This is a genomic window from Anaerostipes hadrus ATCC 29173 = JCM 17467 (genome assembly GCF_030296915.1).
In the GTDB taxonomy this organism is placed as follows: domain Bacteria; phylum Bacillota; class Clostridia; order Lachnospirales; family Lachnospiraceae; genus Anaerostipes; species Anaerostipes hadrus.
Map to the genome: position 1 here is coordinate 2,248,445 of NZ_AP028031.1, position 16,694 is coordinate 2,265,138.

At 37.0% G+C, this 16,694-nt stretch carries 13 protein-coding genes; 1 reads left to right on the forward strand and 12 read right to left on the reverse strand.

The genetic code is table 11. The features are described 5' to 3' along the window. Window positions 1-88 precede the first annotated feature (88 nt). Window positions 89-1,843 (forward strand): penicillin-binding Tp47 domain C-containing protein, encoded by a 1,755-nt coding sequence (locus QUE18_RS10785; RefSeq protein ID WP_009203610.1) that lies wholly within the window; start codon window positions 89-91, stop codon window positions 1,841-1,843. A gap of 348 nt (window positions 1,844-2,191) precedes the next feature. Here the strand turns inward: QUE18_RS10785 and QUE18_RS10790 are convergent, their stop codons facing one another. From QUE18_RS10790 to QUE18_RS10845, 12 genes are all read right to left on the reverse strand, one after another. Then, entirely contained in the window at window positions 2,192-2,992 is an 801-nt protein-coding gene (locus QUE18_RS10790; RefSeq protein ID WP_040344271.1) for a Cof-type HAD-IIB family hydrolase, read from the reverse strand. Window positions 2,993-3,100: 108 nt separating this feature from the next. After that, window positions 3,101-7,144 carry a GH32 C-terminal domain-containing protein gene (locus tag QUE18_RS10795; protein WP_009203608.1) on the reverse strand — a complete coding sequence of 1,348 codons (4,044 nt, stop codon included), beginning with the start codon at window positions 7,142-7,144 and terminating at the stop codon, window positions 3,101-3,103. An 81-nt stretch (window positions 7,145-7,225) separates the two neighbouring features. Next, window positions 7,226-7,510 (reverse strand): hypothetical protein, encoded by a 285-nt coding sequence (locus QUE18_RS10800; RefSeq protein ID WP_009203607.1) that lies wholly within the window; start codon window positions 7,508-7,510, stop codon window positions 7,226-7,228. Window positions 7,511-7,525: 15 nt separating this feature from the next. Beyond that, window positions 7,526-8,362: a PTS system mannose/fructose/sorbose family transporter subunit IID gene (locus QUE18_RS10805; RefSeq protein WP_009265455.1), complete on the reverse strand. Its 837-nt coding sequence runs from the start codon at window positions 8,360-8,362 to the stop codon at window positions 7,526-7,528. A gap of 1 nt (window position 8,363) precedes the next feature. Further along, complete coding sequence (locus tag QUE18_RS10810) at window positions 8,364-9,218, reverse strand: PTS mannose/fructose/sorbose/N-acetylgalactosamine transporter subunit IIC (RefSeq protein WP_008390531.1); 855 nt, start codon at window positions 9,216-9,218, stop codon at window positions 8,364-8,366. A 26-nt stretch (window positions 9,219-9,244) separates the two neighbouring features. Then, entirely contained in the window at window positions 9,245-9,742 is a 498-nt protein-coding gene (locus tag QUE18_RS10815; protein ID WP_009203606.1) for a PTS sugar transporter subunit IIB, read from the reverse strand. Window positions 9,743-9,762: 20 nt separating this feature from the next. Continuing rightward, window positions 9,763-10,197, reverse strand: coding sequence for a PTS sugar transporter subunit IIA (locus QUE18_RS10820; RefSeq protein ID WP_008390535.1), 435 nt, complete (start codon window positions 10,195-10,197; stop codon window positions 9,763-9,765). A gap of 161 nt (window positions 10,198-10,358) precedes the next feature. Continuing rightward, window positions 10,359-11,678 (reverse strand): ABC transporter substrate-binding protein, encoded by a 1,320-nt coding sequence (locus QUE18_RS10825; RefSeq protein ID WP_009203605.1) that lies wholly within the window; start codon window positions 11,676-11,678, stop codon window positions 10,359-10,361. Then, window positions 11,679-12,347, reverse strand: coding sequence for a response regulator transcription factor (locus QUE18_RS10830; protein ID WP_009203604.1), 669 nt, complete (start codon window positions 12,345-12,347; stop codon window positions 11,679-11,681). It lies immediately after the preceding gene. Next, on the reverse strand, window positions 12,344-13,666 hold the full coding sequence (locus QUE18_RS10835) for a sensor histidine kinase (protein WP_008390541.1): 1,323 nt from the start codon (window positions 13,664-13,666) through the stop codon (window positions 12,344-12,346). Before QUE18_RS10835 ends, QUE18_RS10830 begins: the two co-directional genes overlap by 4 nt. Window positions 13,667-13,678: 12 nt before the next feature. Next, window positions 13,679-14,659 carry a sugar ABC transporter substrate-binding protein gene (locus tag QUE18_RS10840; RefSeq protein WP_009203603.1) on the reverse strand — a complete coding sequence of 327 codons (981 nt, stop codon included), beginning with the start codon at window positions 14,657-14,659 and terminating at the stop codon, window positions 13,679-13,681. Window positions 14,660-14,759: 100 nt separating this feature from the next. Then, window positions 14,760-16,658, reverse strand: a complete 1,899-nt coding sequence (locus tag QUE18_RS10845; RefSeq protein WP_009203602.1) for an NAD(+) synthase — start codon at window positions 16,656-16,658, stop codon at window positions 14,760-14,762. Window positions 16,659-16,694 lie beyond the last annotated feature (36 nt).

Consider the following 16,694-nt stretch of genomic DNA (forward strand, 5'->3'; position numbering starts at 1 on the left):
CGTGTGGTATCATATCTTTCATCAGTTAGAGTTTTCTAACTACGTACACGCTATTATTTTATATTACAGAAAACGGAGGAAAAACTATATGCGTAAAAGATTAATCGGGAAAGCCTTTGCTATCGCTATGAGTGGTGCAATGGTTTTAACTGCGACTCCTGTGACAGCTAATATCTTTAATGTTGCTCACATTGTTAAGGCTGCTGATGAACAATCTGATGAATATGTTTATTGCTATGCTGGACTTACCTGGAATGAATATTGGGCATCTGAGGGTGTTTATGCTGCCGGTAATGACAGCTCTTCTGATACATTAGATAGTCATAGTGAACTTGATAATGGTGGATACGATGCCGTTACTCGTGCTACAACAAACCATGGCCTTCATAGAGGAAGTTTCCAGTGTATCACTACGATCTATACAACCGATGGAAGTGCTTATCAGATCTCTAATTGGGAACAGGTAAAAGATTCTGATGGTAAAGTAACAGCCACTTATTTACATCTAAAAGACGTGGAAGGAAGAGTTACTTTTAACAAAGGAACTTTAACATTTGCTGACAATTCCACAAAAAAAATGGATCACTATAGTGTTTCTGGAATCAAATATGTTCCTGTAAAAGTAAAGGCTTCTGACTACAACGATTTCGAAGCAAAATACTCTGTTGTTGAAAACAATGGTACACTGATCGGTGGATATGCAGAAGGTGTTTTAAGTTCTTATGAAGCATCTGCAAATGTAACAGCAGATACAAATGGATTAAAGGAAGCAGTCAAAGGTTCTGACGGTTCCTTCTCTTTCAAAGCCAGAACAACTGGTACTGACTCTGGTATTAAAGATCAGACATTACAGAAAGCTGTAAAAATCACTCCAACTGTAAAAGCTGCTTCTGGATCATATGGAGAATTTCTTCGTGTGGATCTAAATGGAGATGACTATGGTGCTTTAGGTGACAAGATGCAGGCTGTTAAATGGACATACTACGGAAATGACAGCACTCGTACAAAAGCTTTAGCTTCTTACGGAACAAAATTTGCAGCTGATAACTGGATGCATAAATCTAATGGAATCCAGCTTGGATTAACAGATTCTATTCGCTGCCAGTTACCTGAAAATACAGATGGTACAGGTTATTGGAGTTTAACAGTTTATGCTCTTGGTTACGAGGATTATACAGTTAACTTTGAAGCTACAAAAGACAATATTGTTTCCAAAAAGGCTCTTGCAAGCGACGAAGAAAAAGCTTCTCTTCAGAAATTAGTAACAGAAGCTGAATCTTTGAAGAAAGATTCCTATGTTGATAGTTCTAACAAGCAAACTGCATTTGCTAATCTTCAAACTGAACTAGATGAAACAAAAGATTTACTTAACAAAAAAGATTTAAGTTCTGCAGAGGTTAGTGAGCAGATCACTCATTTAACAGAAGCGATCAATGCAGTCAAAGCTTTAAAAACAAAAGATGCTGCAACTACTACTGTTGCACCTTCTACAACAAAACCAGCAGCTACAACTACTGCAACAAACACAACTACTGTGAAAGCTCCTGCAAAGACAACTGTGAAATTAAGCAAGGCTAAGAAGACTTCTATCAAAGTATCTTGGAAGAAAGTTTCCGGAGTTGCTGCTTATCAGATTCAGTATAGTACTTCTAAGAACTTCAAAAATGCAAAAACTGTCAAAGTTTCTGCAAAATCAACTTCTAAAGTCTTAAAGAAGCTGAAAAAGAATAAGAAATATTATGTAAGAGTTCGAAGCTACAAAGTAACAAAAGTAAACAACAAATCTAAGAATGTTTACTCTGCTTGGTCTGCTAAAAAAGCTTTAAAAACTAAAAAGAAATAATTTCTCTTAAATAATATCAATTACATCTCAATCTTAATATTATTAAATAAAATAGGAACTGCATTTGGTCTGCGGTTCCTATTTTATTACTTATTCTATGTTTCTTTTTTACCGTTGATAAATTGATAATATTCTATTTTGAAAATCATTTAATGATAATCCCTTAGTTTTTGCAACTTTTCCAACCAATTTTTTGATAATTTTGCAACTTTTCCAACTTTCTTATATAAATGTTTGTTATATATAAGAAAAAGGAGCCATAAAATAAACTTTCTAATCTCTAAGATTACGTTTATTTTACGGCTCTTACTATTACCCTTGTGCTAAATTTTCTTGTAATAATTCCGTCTATCTAAAATATTTATCCAGAATCTGGCGTTCTCCTTCATTGTCATTGATGTCTGTGACAATATCTGCTGCCTCTTTTACTTCATCTGCGGCATTGCCCATGGCGACTCCAAGTCCTGCATATCTGATCATATCGATATCGTTGAAATTATCACCAAATGCCATTATCTCTTCTTGTTTCACATGAAAATGGTCTTTTAACATATGGATTGCATCGGATTTGGATGCTTTCATGGACATGATCTCTAAATAGGTATCTTTGGATCGATAAATTCTGATCTGTGGGAATTCTTTTACTAACTGTTGTTCCAACGCTGCAATATCTTCTTTATCTCCCATGCATAACACCTTGTGTACTTCTTTGTAGACTTCTTCATCTTCAAAAGACACTTCTTGTGGAATCACGCCTGTGATATCACTTTCCTGCGCTGCCCAATATTCTTTTTTATCTTTTACCAGCCATTCATCGTTTGTGTAAATGTTAACCGAAATCTTTGGATTCAATTCATAGACTCTTCTGCATAACTTCATGGCAACTTCTTGTGGCATTGCCACACTGTAGATTGGATGGTCTTCTTCATCAACAACTAAAGCTCCGCTGTAGCAGATCATTGGACTCTTCGCCTCTAATTCTGCTCTGATAGCTGTCATGCCTTTGGGCATTCTTGCGGATACTAAGACGTATGGGATTCCATTTTGGTTGATCTGTTTTATTTTTTTTCTTGTATTTTCTGGTATCTGATGTTTTGAATTTAATAATGTTCCATCAATATCACTAAATACTGCTTTATATTTTTTCATTATGTCTGCATCCTTTCGTTTCTCTGCTTTGTTGTCTATTTCTTCCATTATTATAAAGCAAGAAAAGCCATCTGGCGAGAGTGAAATATCCCAGATGGCTTTTCATTTTTAATTTGCTTTCACTGACTTCGCATTAGAATATGCTCCGTATACTTTCTGATTTGTTGAATCATAGTAGTAATAGCGAACCTGTACATAATATTTCTTGCCTTTTTTTAGACCTGTTTTTGTATAAACATTTTTCGCTAAACCTGTTGTTTTGTATTTTGCAGATTTCATCTTTTTGCTTGTGGAATAACGGAATCTAAATCCTCGTTTTTCTCCATATTTGTTGACAGATTGTGTTGATCTTGCTACAAATCCTACACCTTTTCCTGCTTTGGATCTGACAGATAATGAACCTGCTTTTCCAACTGTTACTTTAACAAATTTAGCTGTTAATGTAATATTCTTGTCGCTTTCTGGCATCTTTGTAACAATTTTTCCATTGTATGTCCATCCTGCAAATACATAACCTTTCTTACCAGCTGCTTTATATTTTGCTTTGTTCCATGCTGGCAGAGTATCTCCTGCTTTCACATCTTTGATCGTTGTGACAGTCTTTCCTGCATTACCTTTTAGTGTTGCTGTAATAGAAACTTTTGGAGTTTCTACTTCTTTTTCTTTTACTGTTACCTGAGTCTTGTATGTGTAACTTCTTCCAAAAGTTGTAACCTGCGTTTCAATCTGTGTTGTTCCAGCTTTCTTTGCTGTGATGTTACCATCTTCATCTACATCTGCGATCGTTTTGTCCAAAGATTTGTATTTGATGATGTTGAAACTGTTGTCCTCGATATTGGAAACATCAATTGTTGCTTTCTCGCCTGCTGTTAATGCAAGTTTATCAGAAACTGTTGGAACTTTCACTTCTAATGGTGTGACTTTCATATTCTGGAATGTTACTTTTCCATTGAATACATTAAATCCAACATATTTTCCTTCTTTGTAATTATTCTCAACTTTTACATCTCTTACATTCAGTACCAGCTTGTCCTCAATATACACTTTATACTGGTTACCTTTTACTACAACTTTGAAATGATATTTCTGTCCTTCGCTTAAGTTGTAATTTCCATCTTTTCCGATGTCTCCGGTTCCGCCTCCAAATGTAAAGATTCTTGCTGTACTACCTTTTCTTTGTGTGTCTACATTAGCTGCATATGCACTGGTAGAATCTGGGTTCTGTCCACGGAATAATAATGCAAATGCCTGTCCACTGTGATAAACAACATCTGATTCAAAAATGTAATCATCTGAACTGATCTTTGTTCCTGACATTAAGAATGCGTCTCCACTGGCTTCTCCTGTACAACTGTTAGAATTCTCACTGATCGTCCATGTACCACCATGTTGTTTCCAGTCACTAAGTGAAATACCATCGTCTGCTGCTGAAACAAATATATCAATACTTCTTGATAATCCATTTGCTGTTGTTGCTGTAACAGTGACACTTCCTTCTTTTAGTGCTTCTAACTGAAGTTCATCATCTTCTGTTTTAACAACTTTAACTTTATTACTTTTGTTATTACTTACTTTCCATGTTACTTTCTGATCTGCTTTCATTGGAGAGATTGCAGCATTTACACTAATCTTATCTCCGACATTATATTCTCCACTTCCAGAGTCTGTACTGATATATAGATCTGTTGCTGTGTTTGCATCTGTGATCTTATTTTCCCAGATACTCTTCATTGGATAAACTGTGATATTTCCTGTTGTTTCTCCACCTTCAGAATATACTTCCATTCCTGTACTACTGACAGATGGGAATACTGCTAATGCTCCTGTAACCTGTCCATCTTGTCCATATACTTCAACACTTGATTCATCAACAAAGATATCTAATTTTACTTTTCCATCTTTCTCCGTGACGATCGCATCAGATACGATGTTCTTTGTCTGCTGTCCCGCTGGATGTGTACCAGATTTTTCTCCATTGATGGATACTTTCTTTGTTTCTGTATTATAAGATACAACTGTTTCCTGACTTCCAGATTTGTTTGTTCTTAATTTGAATCCAACTTCTTTTGTTCCTGCCTGTGGTGTAAGTTCTGCGACAACTTCATATTGTCCTGCTTTGACTCCTGATAACAGATTTTCGCTGTTTTCTGTCTTCTTTGGAATCGTAACATTTTCAAGTTTGGTTGCTGCTTCGTTGACACGTAACGTCTTATATTCGTCAATTGGTGTCTGTACCAGTTTATATTTACCATCAATCTTCTTCACATTTAATTCTGTCTGAAGATTAAAGAATCCATTGTATCCCCACTGTCCAGTCACTTTATCAACGTTATTGCAGTATCCATCAGCCCATGTACTTGCCCAGTTGATCATGATTCTTCGGTTTTCTGGTTTTCCATTGGTTGTTTCCCCATTACCAATATAATATGTCATTGCTGCATAAGAATGAGGTCCAAAGTTCATGACATAACGGTCGCTGTCTTTATCCTGTACAAATGTCCAATGTCCATCAATCTTCTTGAGATCACCGATGCGATAATAACGTCCTCCTTCACTGATAACCCATTTTGTTGTTCCATCATCTGCTGTTAAAGGATACATATCAGGACATTCTGTTTCAACTCTCAATCCTGCTGGATTACCGATATCATCACTTCCTTTATATGTACTTTCAATATTCCAATGAATCAGATCATCAGAAGAATAAATTCTTAAGATTCCTCCCGCTAATACCATAAACCATTTTCCATCGTGGCGGAATACTTTTGGATCACGGAATGCTGTATCTTTTAGATGATCTTCATCCCATTTTAAGATTGGATTTCCTTTATATTTTGTCCATGTTCTTCCGTTATCTTTGCTATATGCGATGCACTGATCCTGTCCTCTGTGGCCATTTAATTCATTGTTCTGTGTATAGAGCGCGATAAGTCCACCTTTTCCAGGTCCTTTTTCATCTCCAAATAAACCGGATGTATTCTCATCATCTACAACACCACATCCAGAGAACATTGCTCCATTATCTTCCTGATAATTTAATGGTCTTGGCAATTCTTCCCAGTGGATTAGATCTTTAGAAACTGCATGTCCCCATTCTAACTCTCCCCATGTCGTTCTTGCCTGATTATGCTGGAAGAATAAATGCCATTCTCCCTTATAATAAAGCATTCCGTTTGGGTCATTGCTCCATCCCATTGCCTGTGAAAAATGATATTGTGGTCTGGTTGGCACTGTATATGCTGAACCATCTACATTTCTTAATACATGTAATGTTGTAGTTTCTACTGCACCATTTGTACTTGTCACTGTGATAGGAATTTCCTGAGATCCAATCTTTAATGATACTTCTGTTACTTTTCCATTTTCTGCTTTTTGTTCACCGATCGTCACTGTTCCATTATCACTTACAGTTGGTGTGATAGATAATTTATCAACTGTATTAGGCACTGTGATCGCATAATCATTTGTATCCTGTGTATATTTCTTATCTAAGTCGCCACCTGTTACCTGTAAATTTGTTAAATGTGCTGTTGCTTTTGGAATCGCGATATCTTCTACAGAAAAATCAGATGCTGTCATTGTTTCATTGAAGGAAATAAGACCAACCTTTCCTTCAAAAATTGTATCTGTGATCTCCATACTGATGACTTTTACACCATTGATCTTAACTGTTAAATGACGTTGTTTTACAGAAATGTCAAAATCATAAGTATCTTTATTTTTTAATTCATCAAATACTTTTTCTTTCTGAAGATCGTTGTTGCGTCCTCCTTGGAAACAGATCAAACGTACAGCTCCAGTAGATGGAGTAACATTGGCTACTACAGAACCTTTCTTTGGATCTTTTGCTTCCTTTGCTCCCATAATCACACCGACAGCTCCGTCTTCTTCTCCTTGTGTCAGTTTTGCTTTGACCGCATAATTATCTTCTTTTTTGATGTTTGTGATACCGATATTATCACCAGCTCCTGATAACTGGATCTTATCATTGTCTACTTTTCCATTCCCTGTAAATGTCCAATCTATCGCCTGCTGCTGTAATTGTGCTGCATTTACAGTTACATGATTGTATGCTGTTACTGGCGCGATAGAAGTGACACTGACTACACTTGCCATCATTATTGCTACTAATCTTGGGCTAACTTTCCTCATATTTTTTCCCTTTCTTTGTAGAAAAAAAGGACGATCTAACTATAATCGTCCTTTTTCACTCAAAAAACAATAGTTCTATGCTTAGGCTTTCACTAATTGTAATATCTTGTCTACGTTTGCTCTTCCTCGCTTAATACCAAGGCCTATGACAACACAAAGTATCACACTGATGATCGTAATGATCACTCCAGCTACACCAAATACTGTAAATGGCATTTTACTTTGGGCACCTAGTCCCCAATACGCAAGTATGATTCCGATAGAAGATAGAATAATGAGATTGCGAATCCATTTTTTGAGGTTATTGAGCATTTGTGTCTGAAATTCAATTTCTTTTAACTGCTGTGCTCTTGTTTGTGTTGTCATAATATACTTCCTTTCTTAGTATTTTAATCCTGGGTTAAAGAATCCGATCATAACTCCGATAAATGCTACAACTACTAAGATCAACATTGTAACAACTGGAGATACTTTTTTCTTTGACATTAACCACCAACAGAAGATTACAAAAGCTGCTGTTAAGAATCCTGGATATACTCCGTCTAACTGATTCTGAAGATTTAAGAATTCTTTTCCTGCACTGTTTACAAGATGGAATGATGTTTTTACTGATACCCATGTTGCTGCTACAGATCCAACAACCATTGTTCCTAACATAACGATTGCTTCACGGATCGCGGTTGCTTGCTCACCAACCAGGATATCTACGGCTTTTCCACCCAGTTCATATCCTTTGAAGTATAAGAACTTCATTCCAAATGCCATGATCAAGTTCCATGCTACGATATAGAAGATCGGTCCTACGACAGATCCACCTGTTGATAATCCCAGTGCGATACCAAGTAAGATAGGAATTAATGTACCTACAACTAAGGAATCACCAATACCTGCTAAAGGTCCCATAAGACCGGCACGGATACCATTGATTGCTTCTGCATCGATATCTTCATTTCCATTTGCTTTTGCTTCCTCAAGACCAGCTGTGATACCTACGATGATAGATCCAACCTGTGGTTCTGTATTAAAGAAAGCTGTGTATGTATTCATTGCTTCTTTCTGTTCTTCTTTTGTATCATATAACTCTTCTACCAATGGAAGCATTGCACACAGATAACCAAATGTCTGCATATGTTCCTGAGAGAAACATGTTAAGTTTCCATAAGCCCAGTTACGGAATGATTTATTTAACGCTTTTTTAGATAGTTTTTTCTCTGCCATATTAAATATCCTCCTCGTCATCATCGTCAAAGGAACCGCCAGAAGCTAAGGCTGCTTCTTTTGCTCTGATTCCTACCATTTTAATGTTGTAGTAAATAATTGCGAACATTGCTGCTACAACTGTTACTGATACAAGGTTTAATCCCATACTTGCTGCTAATGTAAATCCGAAGAAGAATGGTATAAAGTCAACTGCTTTTGTTACTACCTGTTTTAATAAGATCGCAATACCTACGCAAGGAAGTAAGCTACCTACTGTAAACAGTGTTTTCATTGCAATTCCATCCATTGGTAATGTTGTTTTGATCGCTTCTACAACTGGAACTCCTAATTTACACATTACAACTGCTGGTAAGAAGCTGCAGATGATATGAGAAATCCATGGAAGAACCATATCTACAACGTATAATCTCTTGAATTCACCTTTTTCAACGGCCTGCCATCCAATGTGCTGCCATACAAGGTTGATCGTTGCTGTTCCATAGAATAATACTGTACCGATTGTTCCTACCATTGCTCCAAATGATGTTGCCATGGAGATACCTTTTGCTGATGCAGGATCTAATCCGTATGAATTTAATGCTAACATTGCCAGTGGAATACCGATATAAGATACGGCACGAACGTCTGCTGATACAGTTCCTCCTGGTGTAACCAATGCGATATATACAACCTGCATTGCCGCACCGACTAAAACACCTGCCTGAATATCTCCAAGTACGATACCACAGACAAGACCTGCAACTAATGGTCTTCCTAATGTGTAGTTACCAATGGTTGTACCTCCCATACCAGGCATACTGGATAAGCAGGCAAAAATACCTAAAATGATTGCTTGTAACCAACTAATTGTCATAATAGTTTCTCCTCTCTATTGGTTTTTTAGTTAAATCCAAACTGACCTCTGAATTTGTCCCATGTTCCGATGGACGCTTCTTTGATCAGTGCGAATTCGATTTCATAACCAGCTTTGCTGATCGCTTCTAAAGCTTCTGCTTCTTCCTGTGTAATAGATTGGTTATTACCAAGTTTGACAGCTCCCGGTCTGTCATTACATGGTCCTACGATTACTTTCTTTACATCACTTGGAACAAATCCATCATCCACTAAGATCTTCTTCATCTGGATTGGATCTTTTGTGATCAGGAAGTAATTGTCTTTGCTGTCTAATACTTTCTGGTTTTTCTTTTTCCATGCTTCATATGTCCAAACAAATGTTTTCTTTGTGCTGGCACTCTTGTATGCCATCTTAAGTGCATCTGTTGTTGCTGCTTTGTCGTTCACTGCGATCAGCCCATCGCATGGATACTCTAGTGCCCAACGTGTTACTGTCTGACCATGGATCATACGGTCATCAATTCTTAAAAATGAAACTGACATATTTTTTTCCTCCTTAAAATTTAAATATCGTCTTCTTCATCATCGTTTGCTGATGTCATAACAAATTCTTTAACTGCATCTTTTGCCTCATTGATCAAGCTGTCTTTTAGCATGTCTGTGTCTACGCCGTCTTTCATTAATGTTGCTGTCAATGCCATTGCCAGGTTCATTCCACCAAAGATCACTGTCTGACCGATCAGTCCTTTATTTGATACCTGTTCAATTGCATTTGTAAGAGGTGATCCACCCACAATGTCACCAAGAAGAATGATCTCATCGTCTTCTGTGATCTTGCTGATCGCATTGCTGAATTTCTCTGCGAATTCATCAGCACTCATTCCGTCCTCTAATCCGACGCTGATCACGTCTTCTCTTTCTCCACCAGCTAACATCTTAAGTACACTGTGAAGTCCTGGTGCAAATGTTCCGTGGCTGACTAATACTACGTATTTCATCCTCTTCTCCTTTCTTATTCCTATCTCTTATTTACAAACTTATTCTACCAAGCATGTAAAAAAAGGACATCTGTAAATTGTCATGACTTTCAATTTACAAATGTCCTTTTTTATGTGACAAATGTCATATTCGTGTTTTATTTGTTTTGATTTTCTTATTGTTACTGATTTAAAAACTTATCAATCTCTTGTTTTAGTTTCAAGATATTGGAATCAAATTCTTCTTCATCTGTAAGAATTCTTGTCATCTCACTGTCAATCTTTTGGTAGGCTTCATTGTATCTTCGGAATTTTGGAATCTGCAAGGCATTGTTCATGAGTTCATCTAACAATTTCATTTTATCTGTCATATTCTCACCCATGCTTTTTTCTAATACCTGCTGTGCTTGTTTTGAATTCGTCACAGCTTTTAATGGTGAGATTCCCTGACGATACTGAAAGATCTTTTGCTGTGTCTTTGTTTCATAACATAATTTCTTTAAAAACTGCCATGCCATATCTCCTTGCTTGGTCTGATTGCTGATTCCCATCAGCAGATTATCTACCTGTGTCTTATTCTCTCCATCTGGTCCGGAAGGGAATCTGATACAATCCCATTTGAAATCAAAGTATTTATTGATCTTCCATGGATATGGTTTATACGTTCTAAATTCTGAAAATGTCATAGGACGAAATGCAATATTTCCAGAATCAAAATCATCAGATGTCAGATTTCGAAAAGATGATATTTTTTCAATCTTCTTTGTAAAGAGGATTGCATTTTCAATTGGTTCGGATGACAAGTTGCATTTTGTTCCACTTTGATTAAACAATGTTCCGCCATTGCTCAGAGTTGCATCATTCCATTTATAATTATATACACCAAATTGGTCTAAACGGCCATCTCCATCGGTATCTTTGGTTACTTTTTGACAGATCTTATAAAAATCATCCCAAGTCCAGTGATTCCCTGGCATTTTGATATGCTCTTTTTTTAGTAGTGTCTTATTGACTAGCATCAAAGTTGGTACACTTTCGTATGGAAGAGCATATTGCGTTCCCTTATAGGTTCCAGCATCATAACTTCCTTCATAATAGTTGCTTTTTTTGAACGCTTTATCAATCTTTGTATAGGAGTCTAAGTTCTTTAACATTCCTACGGATGAAAATGTGCTAAAATCTTCTGGCAAGACCATAAAAACATCTGGCAGATCTCCTTTTAGTGCCTTTTGTGACAGCCATTCTGAATAATCATCTTTCATCACACCACTTTCGTATTTGATCGTGACATTCGGATATTCTTTTTCAAATTCTTTGATTACTTGATCGATCATCTGATAGCAATTATCATCTGGAACATCCCACTTGTTTCCTGCAAACATTCCAAAGGTTAAAACAATTTTTTGTTGTTTGGGATAGATCACAAAACCAACAGATAATAAACTTATGACCAATCCAACAGCAATGATTCGTTTCCACCATTTTTCTAGTTTCTGTCTCATCTATCTTCTCCCGTATTTGGCTGAACCTGACTGTACTTCCCAGATTGCAAGCTGGGTTCTGTCTCTTAGGTCTAGTTTACTTAAGATCGTGCTGAGATAATTTCGTACAGTTCCTTCGGAAAGGCTTAGTTCCGTCGAGATTTCTTTATTTGACATGCCTCTTCCGACTAATTTAATGATCTCCCATTCTGCATCTGTGATCTCTTCTACATTCTGTGCATGAATTGATGTATCATAATTGCTTTGTGCCATTTCAGAGAAGAAATCGACCACCTTTGTTGCCACTTCTGGATTGATCATGGCCCCGCCGCTATGTACTGTATTGATCGCTTTTTCTAATTCATCCATAGAAATTCCTTTTAACAGATAACCACTTGCTCCATGTTTTAATGCATTGTATACATACTCATCATCATCGAACGTTGTCAAAATAATGATCTTGACATCTGGATATTGTTCTTTGATGATCTGTGTACATTGCACTCCATCCATTTCTGGCATACGCACATCCATTAAAATAACATCTGGCTTGTCTTTCCTGACTTCCTGAATGACTTCTCTTCCGTCCTTGGCAGTTGCAGTAACTTCGATTCCTTCTTTCATCTCAAGTACGATCTGTAAACTTTGTCTGATCAGTTCCTGATCATCTGCTATCATTACTTTAATCATAGTTTTTCACCCCATCTGATCGGTATTCTGGCTGTGACTTTAAATCCATTACTTCCATCATATTCTACAGTTCCTTTTAACATCTTGATCCTCTCTTCGATATGGATCAATCCAAATCCTGTATGAATCTCTTCACATCCGATTCCATTGTCTTTGATCTCTAGATTGAGCCACTTATCTTCCTTCCATAAGTTTACATCAATCTGCTTCGCTTTTCCATGCCTGATCGCATTTGTAATACTTTCCTGTACTACACGATAGATCATATCTTCTTCATCTTGATTGAATTTCAAGACCTCTACCTGACAATCATAATTAATCTTAACATCTGATACCTGCATCGTCTCATTGATCATCTTTTCTAAAGCTTCTTGCAATCCACTATGCTCTAAGGCATCTGGTCTTAATTTATTGACCGATCTTCGAATATCTTTAATTCCTTGCCTTGCAACCTGTGATATTTTATTTAACTGTTCTTTCGTTGCATCTACAGAAAAATCGATCATCGCGATACATGCGTCAATTCCTGCAGACAGTCCAGTCATCGTATGCCCCAGTGTGTCATGAATCTCTCTGGCAATTCGATTTCGTTCCCTTGTCTCCGCCATTTTCTCTGTCATCTCTGAATAGTCCTTCAGCTGTTCATTCATTTCTTTTAAACGTATATTGGCTGTCTGAAGCTGAAGGTTTAACAATCCAATCCTTGCATTCTCTTTCATCTGATTTCTCATCAAAATGATCATGTATGCAATAAATGCGATCGCATTCAATGCAACTAGTATATTTCTTGTTCCTTGGATCATCATACTGACTTTCGCCGGGTATACACTCAAAAATTGTTGGAACGATATCATATCTATAAACATTGATATGATATCGTAGTCTGAGAATAAATATATCATTCCCATGATGACAAAGAAAATTCCCCTAGTGTGTTTATCTTTGATATCCGTTACAATATCTGCAATGACAAGAAGAATGATTCCATTATAATTTACATAAACAAATTTAATAATGATCAGACATAACAAAATCTCTGCTGCATATAAGATCACAGATACCTGTTGCCTTTTTCTTTGTTTTCTTCGAATTTCTATAATGCCTAACAATAAGAAAAAAGCAATAAATATCAACACTGTTGATGTCACTGGTTCGTTTGGGAGATATGTGATATTCTCTAAGAAATTCCTTGCTCCAAAATCACAATTGATCTTATTTAATGTTAAAATAAAAACTGCAGAAAGGAAGGATAAAATGATGAAATTTATGACTCCCATCAGAATCTTGATATAATATAAATTTTGATTTTTTCGATCCATATCATTTCCTCTTTACTGCCAACGGCTAATATCAGTCTGCTCTACATTCTTTTTTGTTATCATTTGAACAGAGATTACCTTTTTCTTCTCTACTTTCTCCCCTTGCAGAATCTGGTATGCCGCATTGACCGCTGTGTCTGCCATCTGTTTGGGAGATTGTGCCGCTGTTCCTGTCATCATACCTTCTTTGATCAGCTTTTTCCCTTCTGGCGAACCATCGATTCCGTATACAAGAACCCCTTCTCTTGCACCCTTGCTGTCAAGAGCCGCCAAAGCTCCCATCGCCGCTGGGTCATTTAATCCCATGACAATATCTATGTTCTGGTATTCTTCGATAATCTTATCTACCTTAGGAAGTGCACGTTCAATCTGTCCTTGAGTATCTGCAGATGCAAGAATCTTATAGTTTTTATTGTTCTTGATCGTATCTAAAAATCCATTGATACGATCTACCGCAGATCTTGCTGCATTATGTGTTAACAAGACGATATTCGCCTGATCTTTTTGCTTCATCATTTCCTTGGCACATAAAACGCCTGCCTTGTAGTTATCTGACACGATCGTCATTGCGACGAGATCACTTCTGTAAACCTGTGAGTCGATAACAATCACGGGAATCTTCGCTTTCTTTGCAGCTACAAGTCCTGGTTCTACTGCTTTCCAGTCTACTGGATTTAGAAAAATCGCATCTACTTTTCGTTTGACCAACTGTTTAATCTGTTCATTCTGCTTCTTCTGATCGAGTGCTGGATCTAATGTGATCATCTGGTCCCCATTCTTCTCAACCTGCATCCGAATCTGGTTATTAACTATCTTATAGAATTCATTATTCATCGTCATATAAGTTGCACCGAATAATTTTTTTCTTGTGTTATGCTGTTCCAAATAGTTTGAAAATACACAGACATAAATTCCAATAAAAAAAGCAAAAACTGTGATTCCTGCTAAAGCGACAATCCTATTGGTTAGATTTTTTTTTGATTGTTGGTTCATATTCGTTTACTCCTCAGTTAACATAAAATCATCGCTGCTCATTAAGTGTCCGCTATGTGCGAATCGAGCGAGAGCGCGTTTCCAGATAGCTTTTATTTCTCTACAACCAAGCCGTTGGACTAGCATCACTAGGCATTCGTAGATCTCCACGAGGTGATACCGCCACACTACCTACCTTAGGTCCGTCTGGCAGACATGAACGTTTAAACTGCTGGCTGAAGAATCTCCAGTAAAATTTATCCAGCCATTTCTTGATCGTTTCATCATCATATACACCGTCAAATGTTAATTTTGCCATGCGGTATAGTTTAGCTTTTGGGAATCCAAATCGTAACATATAATATAAGAAGAAATCGTGCAGTTCGTATGGTCCGACTAAGTCTTCTGTCTTCTGTGAGATGACTCCATCAACTGGTGGCAATAATTCTGGGCTGACTGGTGTGTCTAGGACATCCATCAGTACTTCTGATAATTTCTTATTATCTGTTGTTTCAGCATAATAGAGTACAAGATAGCGTACTAATGTCTTTGGTACAGAACAGTTCACTGCATACATGGACATATGATCGCCATTATATGTTGCCCAACCAAGCGCTAATTCTGACATGTCTCCAGTTCCGATGACCATACCATTGTACTGATTTGCCATATCCATCAGAATCTGTGTTCTTTCTCTTGCCTGAGAGTTTTCATAAGTTACATCGTGGTTATTTTCATCATGCCCGATATCTGCAAAATGCTGGCGGACTGCTTTTTCGATTCTTACTTCTTTGAGTGTCGCTCCTAATTCTTTGATCAGGGATACGGCATTCTGGTAAGTTCTGTCTGTTGTTCCAAAACATGGCATTGTCACACAAATCAGGTTTTCTCTTGGAATGTCTAACAGATCAAAGGCTCTTGCTGTAACTAAGACTGCTAATGTGGAATCTAATCCACCTGAAATTCCTACGACTGCATGTTTGCAGTTTGTGTGTTCCAGACGTTTCTTAAGTCCCATAGACTGTAAAGATAAGATTTCATCGCATCGTTTATCTCTTTCATCTTGATTATCTGGTACAAATGGTGCTTTCGGGAATGTTCTTGTGATCTTGTTTTCCTTGACTTCTAGTGAAAATTCCTGTTCAAAATAATCATCTGTTTGGCCTCCTGGGAAAGAAGTCATCTTTCTTCGTTCTGCTGCCAATTTCTGCACATCGATATCTGCATAGATAATCTCATTTGTAAATCGTTTTGCTTCTGCTAAAACTGAACCATTTTCACAGATGAGATGGTGTCCACTGTATACAACATCCTGTGTGGATTCTCCTTCTCCTGCATCAGCATAGATATAAGCCGCTAACAATCTTGCTGACTGATTTGATACAAGGCTTCTTCGATAAGATTCTTTTGTTGTTGTCTCTACACTTGCAGATGGATTACAGATCACCGTTGCTCCTGCCATTGCGTGATATGTGCTTGGTGGAAGTGGTACCCAGAGATCTTCACAGATTTCACATGCTACCACAAGTTCTGGAATCTCTTTGCATTTGAATAACTGATTCACGGCTACATTTACATAACCAAATTCTTCTCCAAACCAAAGATCTTCTTCTAATCCTTCTCCAGATGTAAAATGACGTAATTCATAAAATTCTGAATAGTTTGGTAAATGTGTTTTTGGCACGATTCCTAAAATACTGCCATCACTGATCACAACCGCACAGTTATATAATTTTTGTTTTATAACGATCGGACATCCTACAACAACTAACATACTCTTATTTTCAGTTGCTTTCACAATTCTTAAAAGCTGATTTTTACATTCTGTTAAAAGTGGCTGCTGCAAGAATAGATCACCACATGTATATCCACTGATCGTTAATTCAGAAAATACCAGAATACTTGCTCCATTTTTTTCTGTCTCATCGATGATCTTTAAAATTTCTTCTGTATTGTATGCAGGATCTGCCACTTTGATCTTTGGTGTTGCGGCTGAAACTTTGATAAATCCATCTTTCATTTTGTATACCTCAATTAAATATATGCAGGGGCCAGG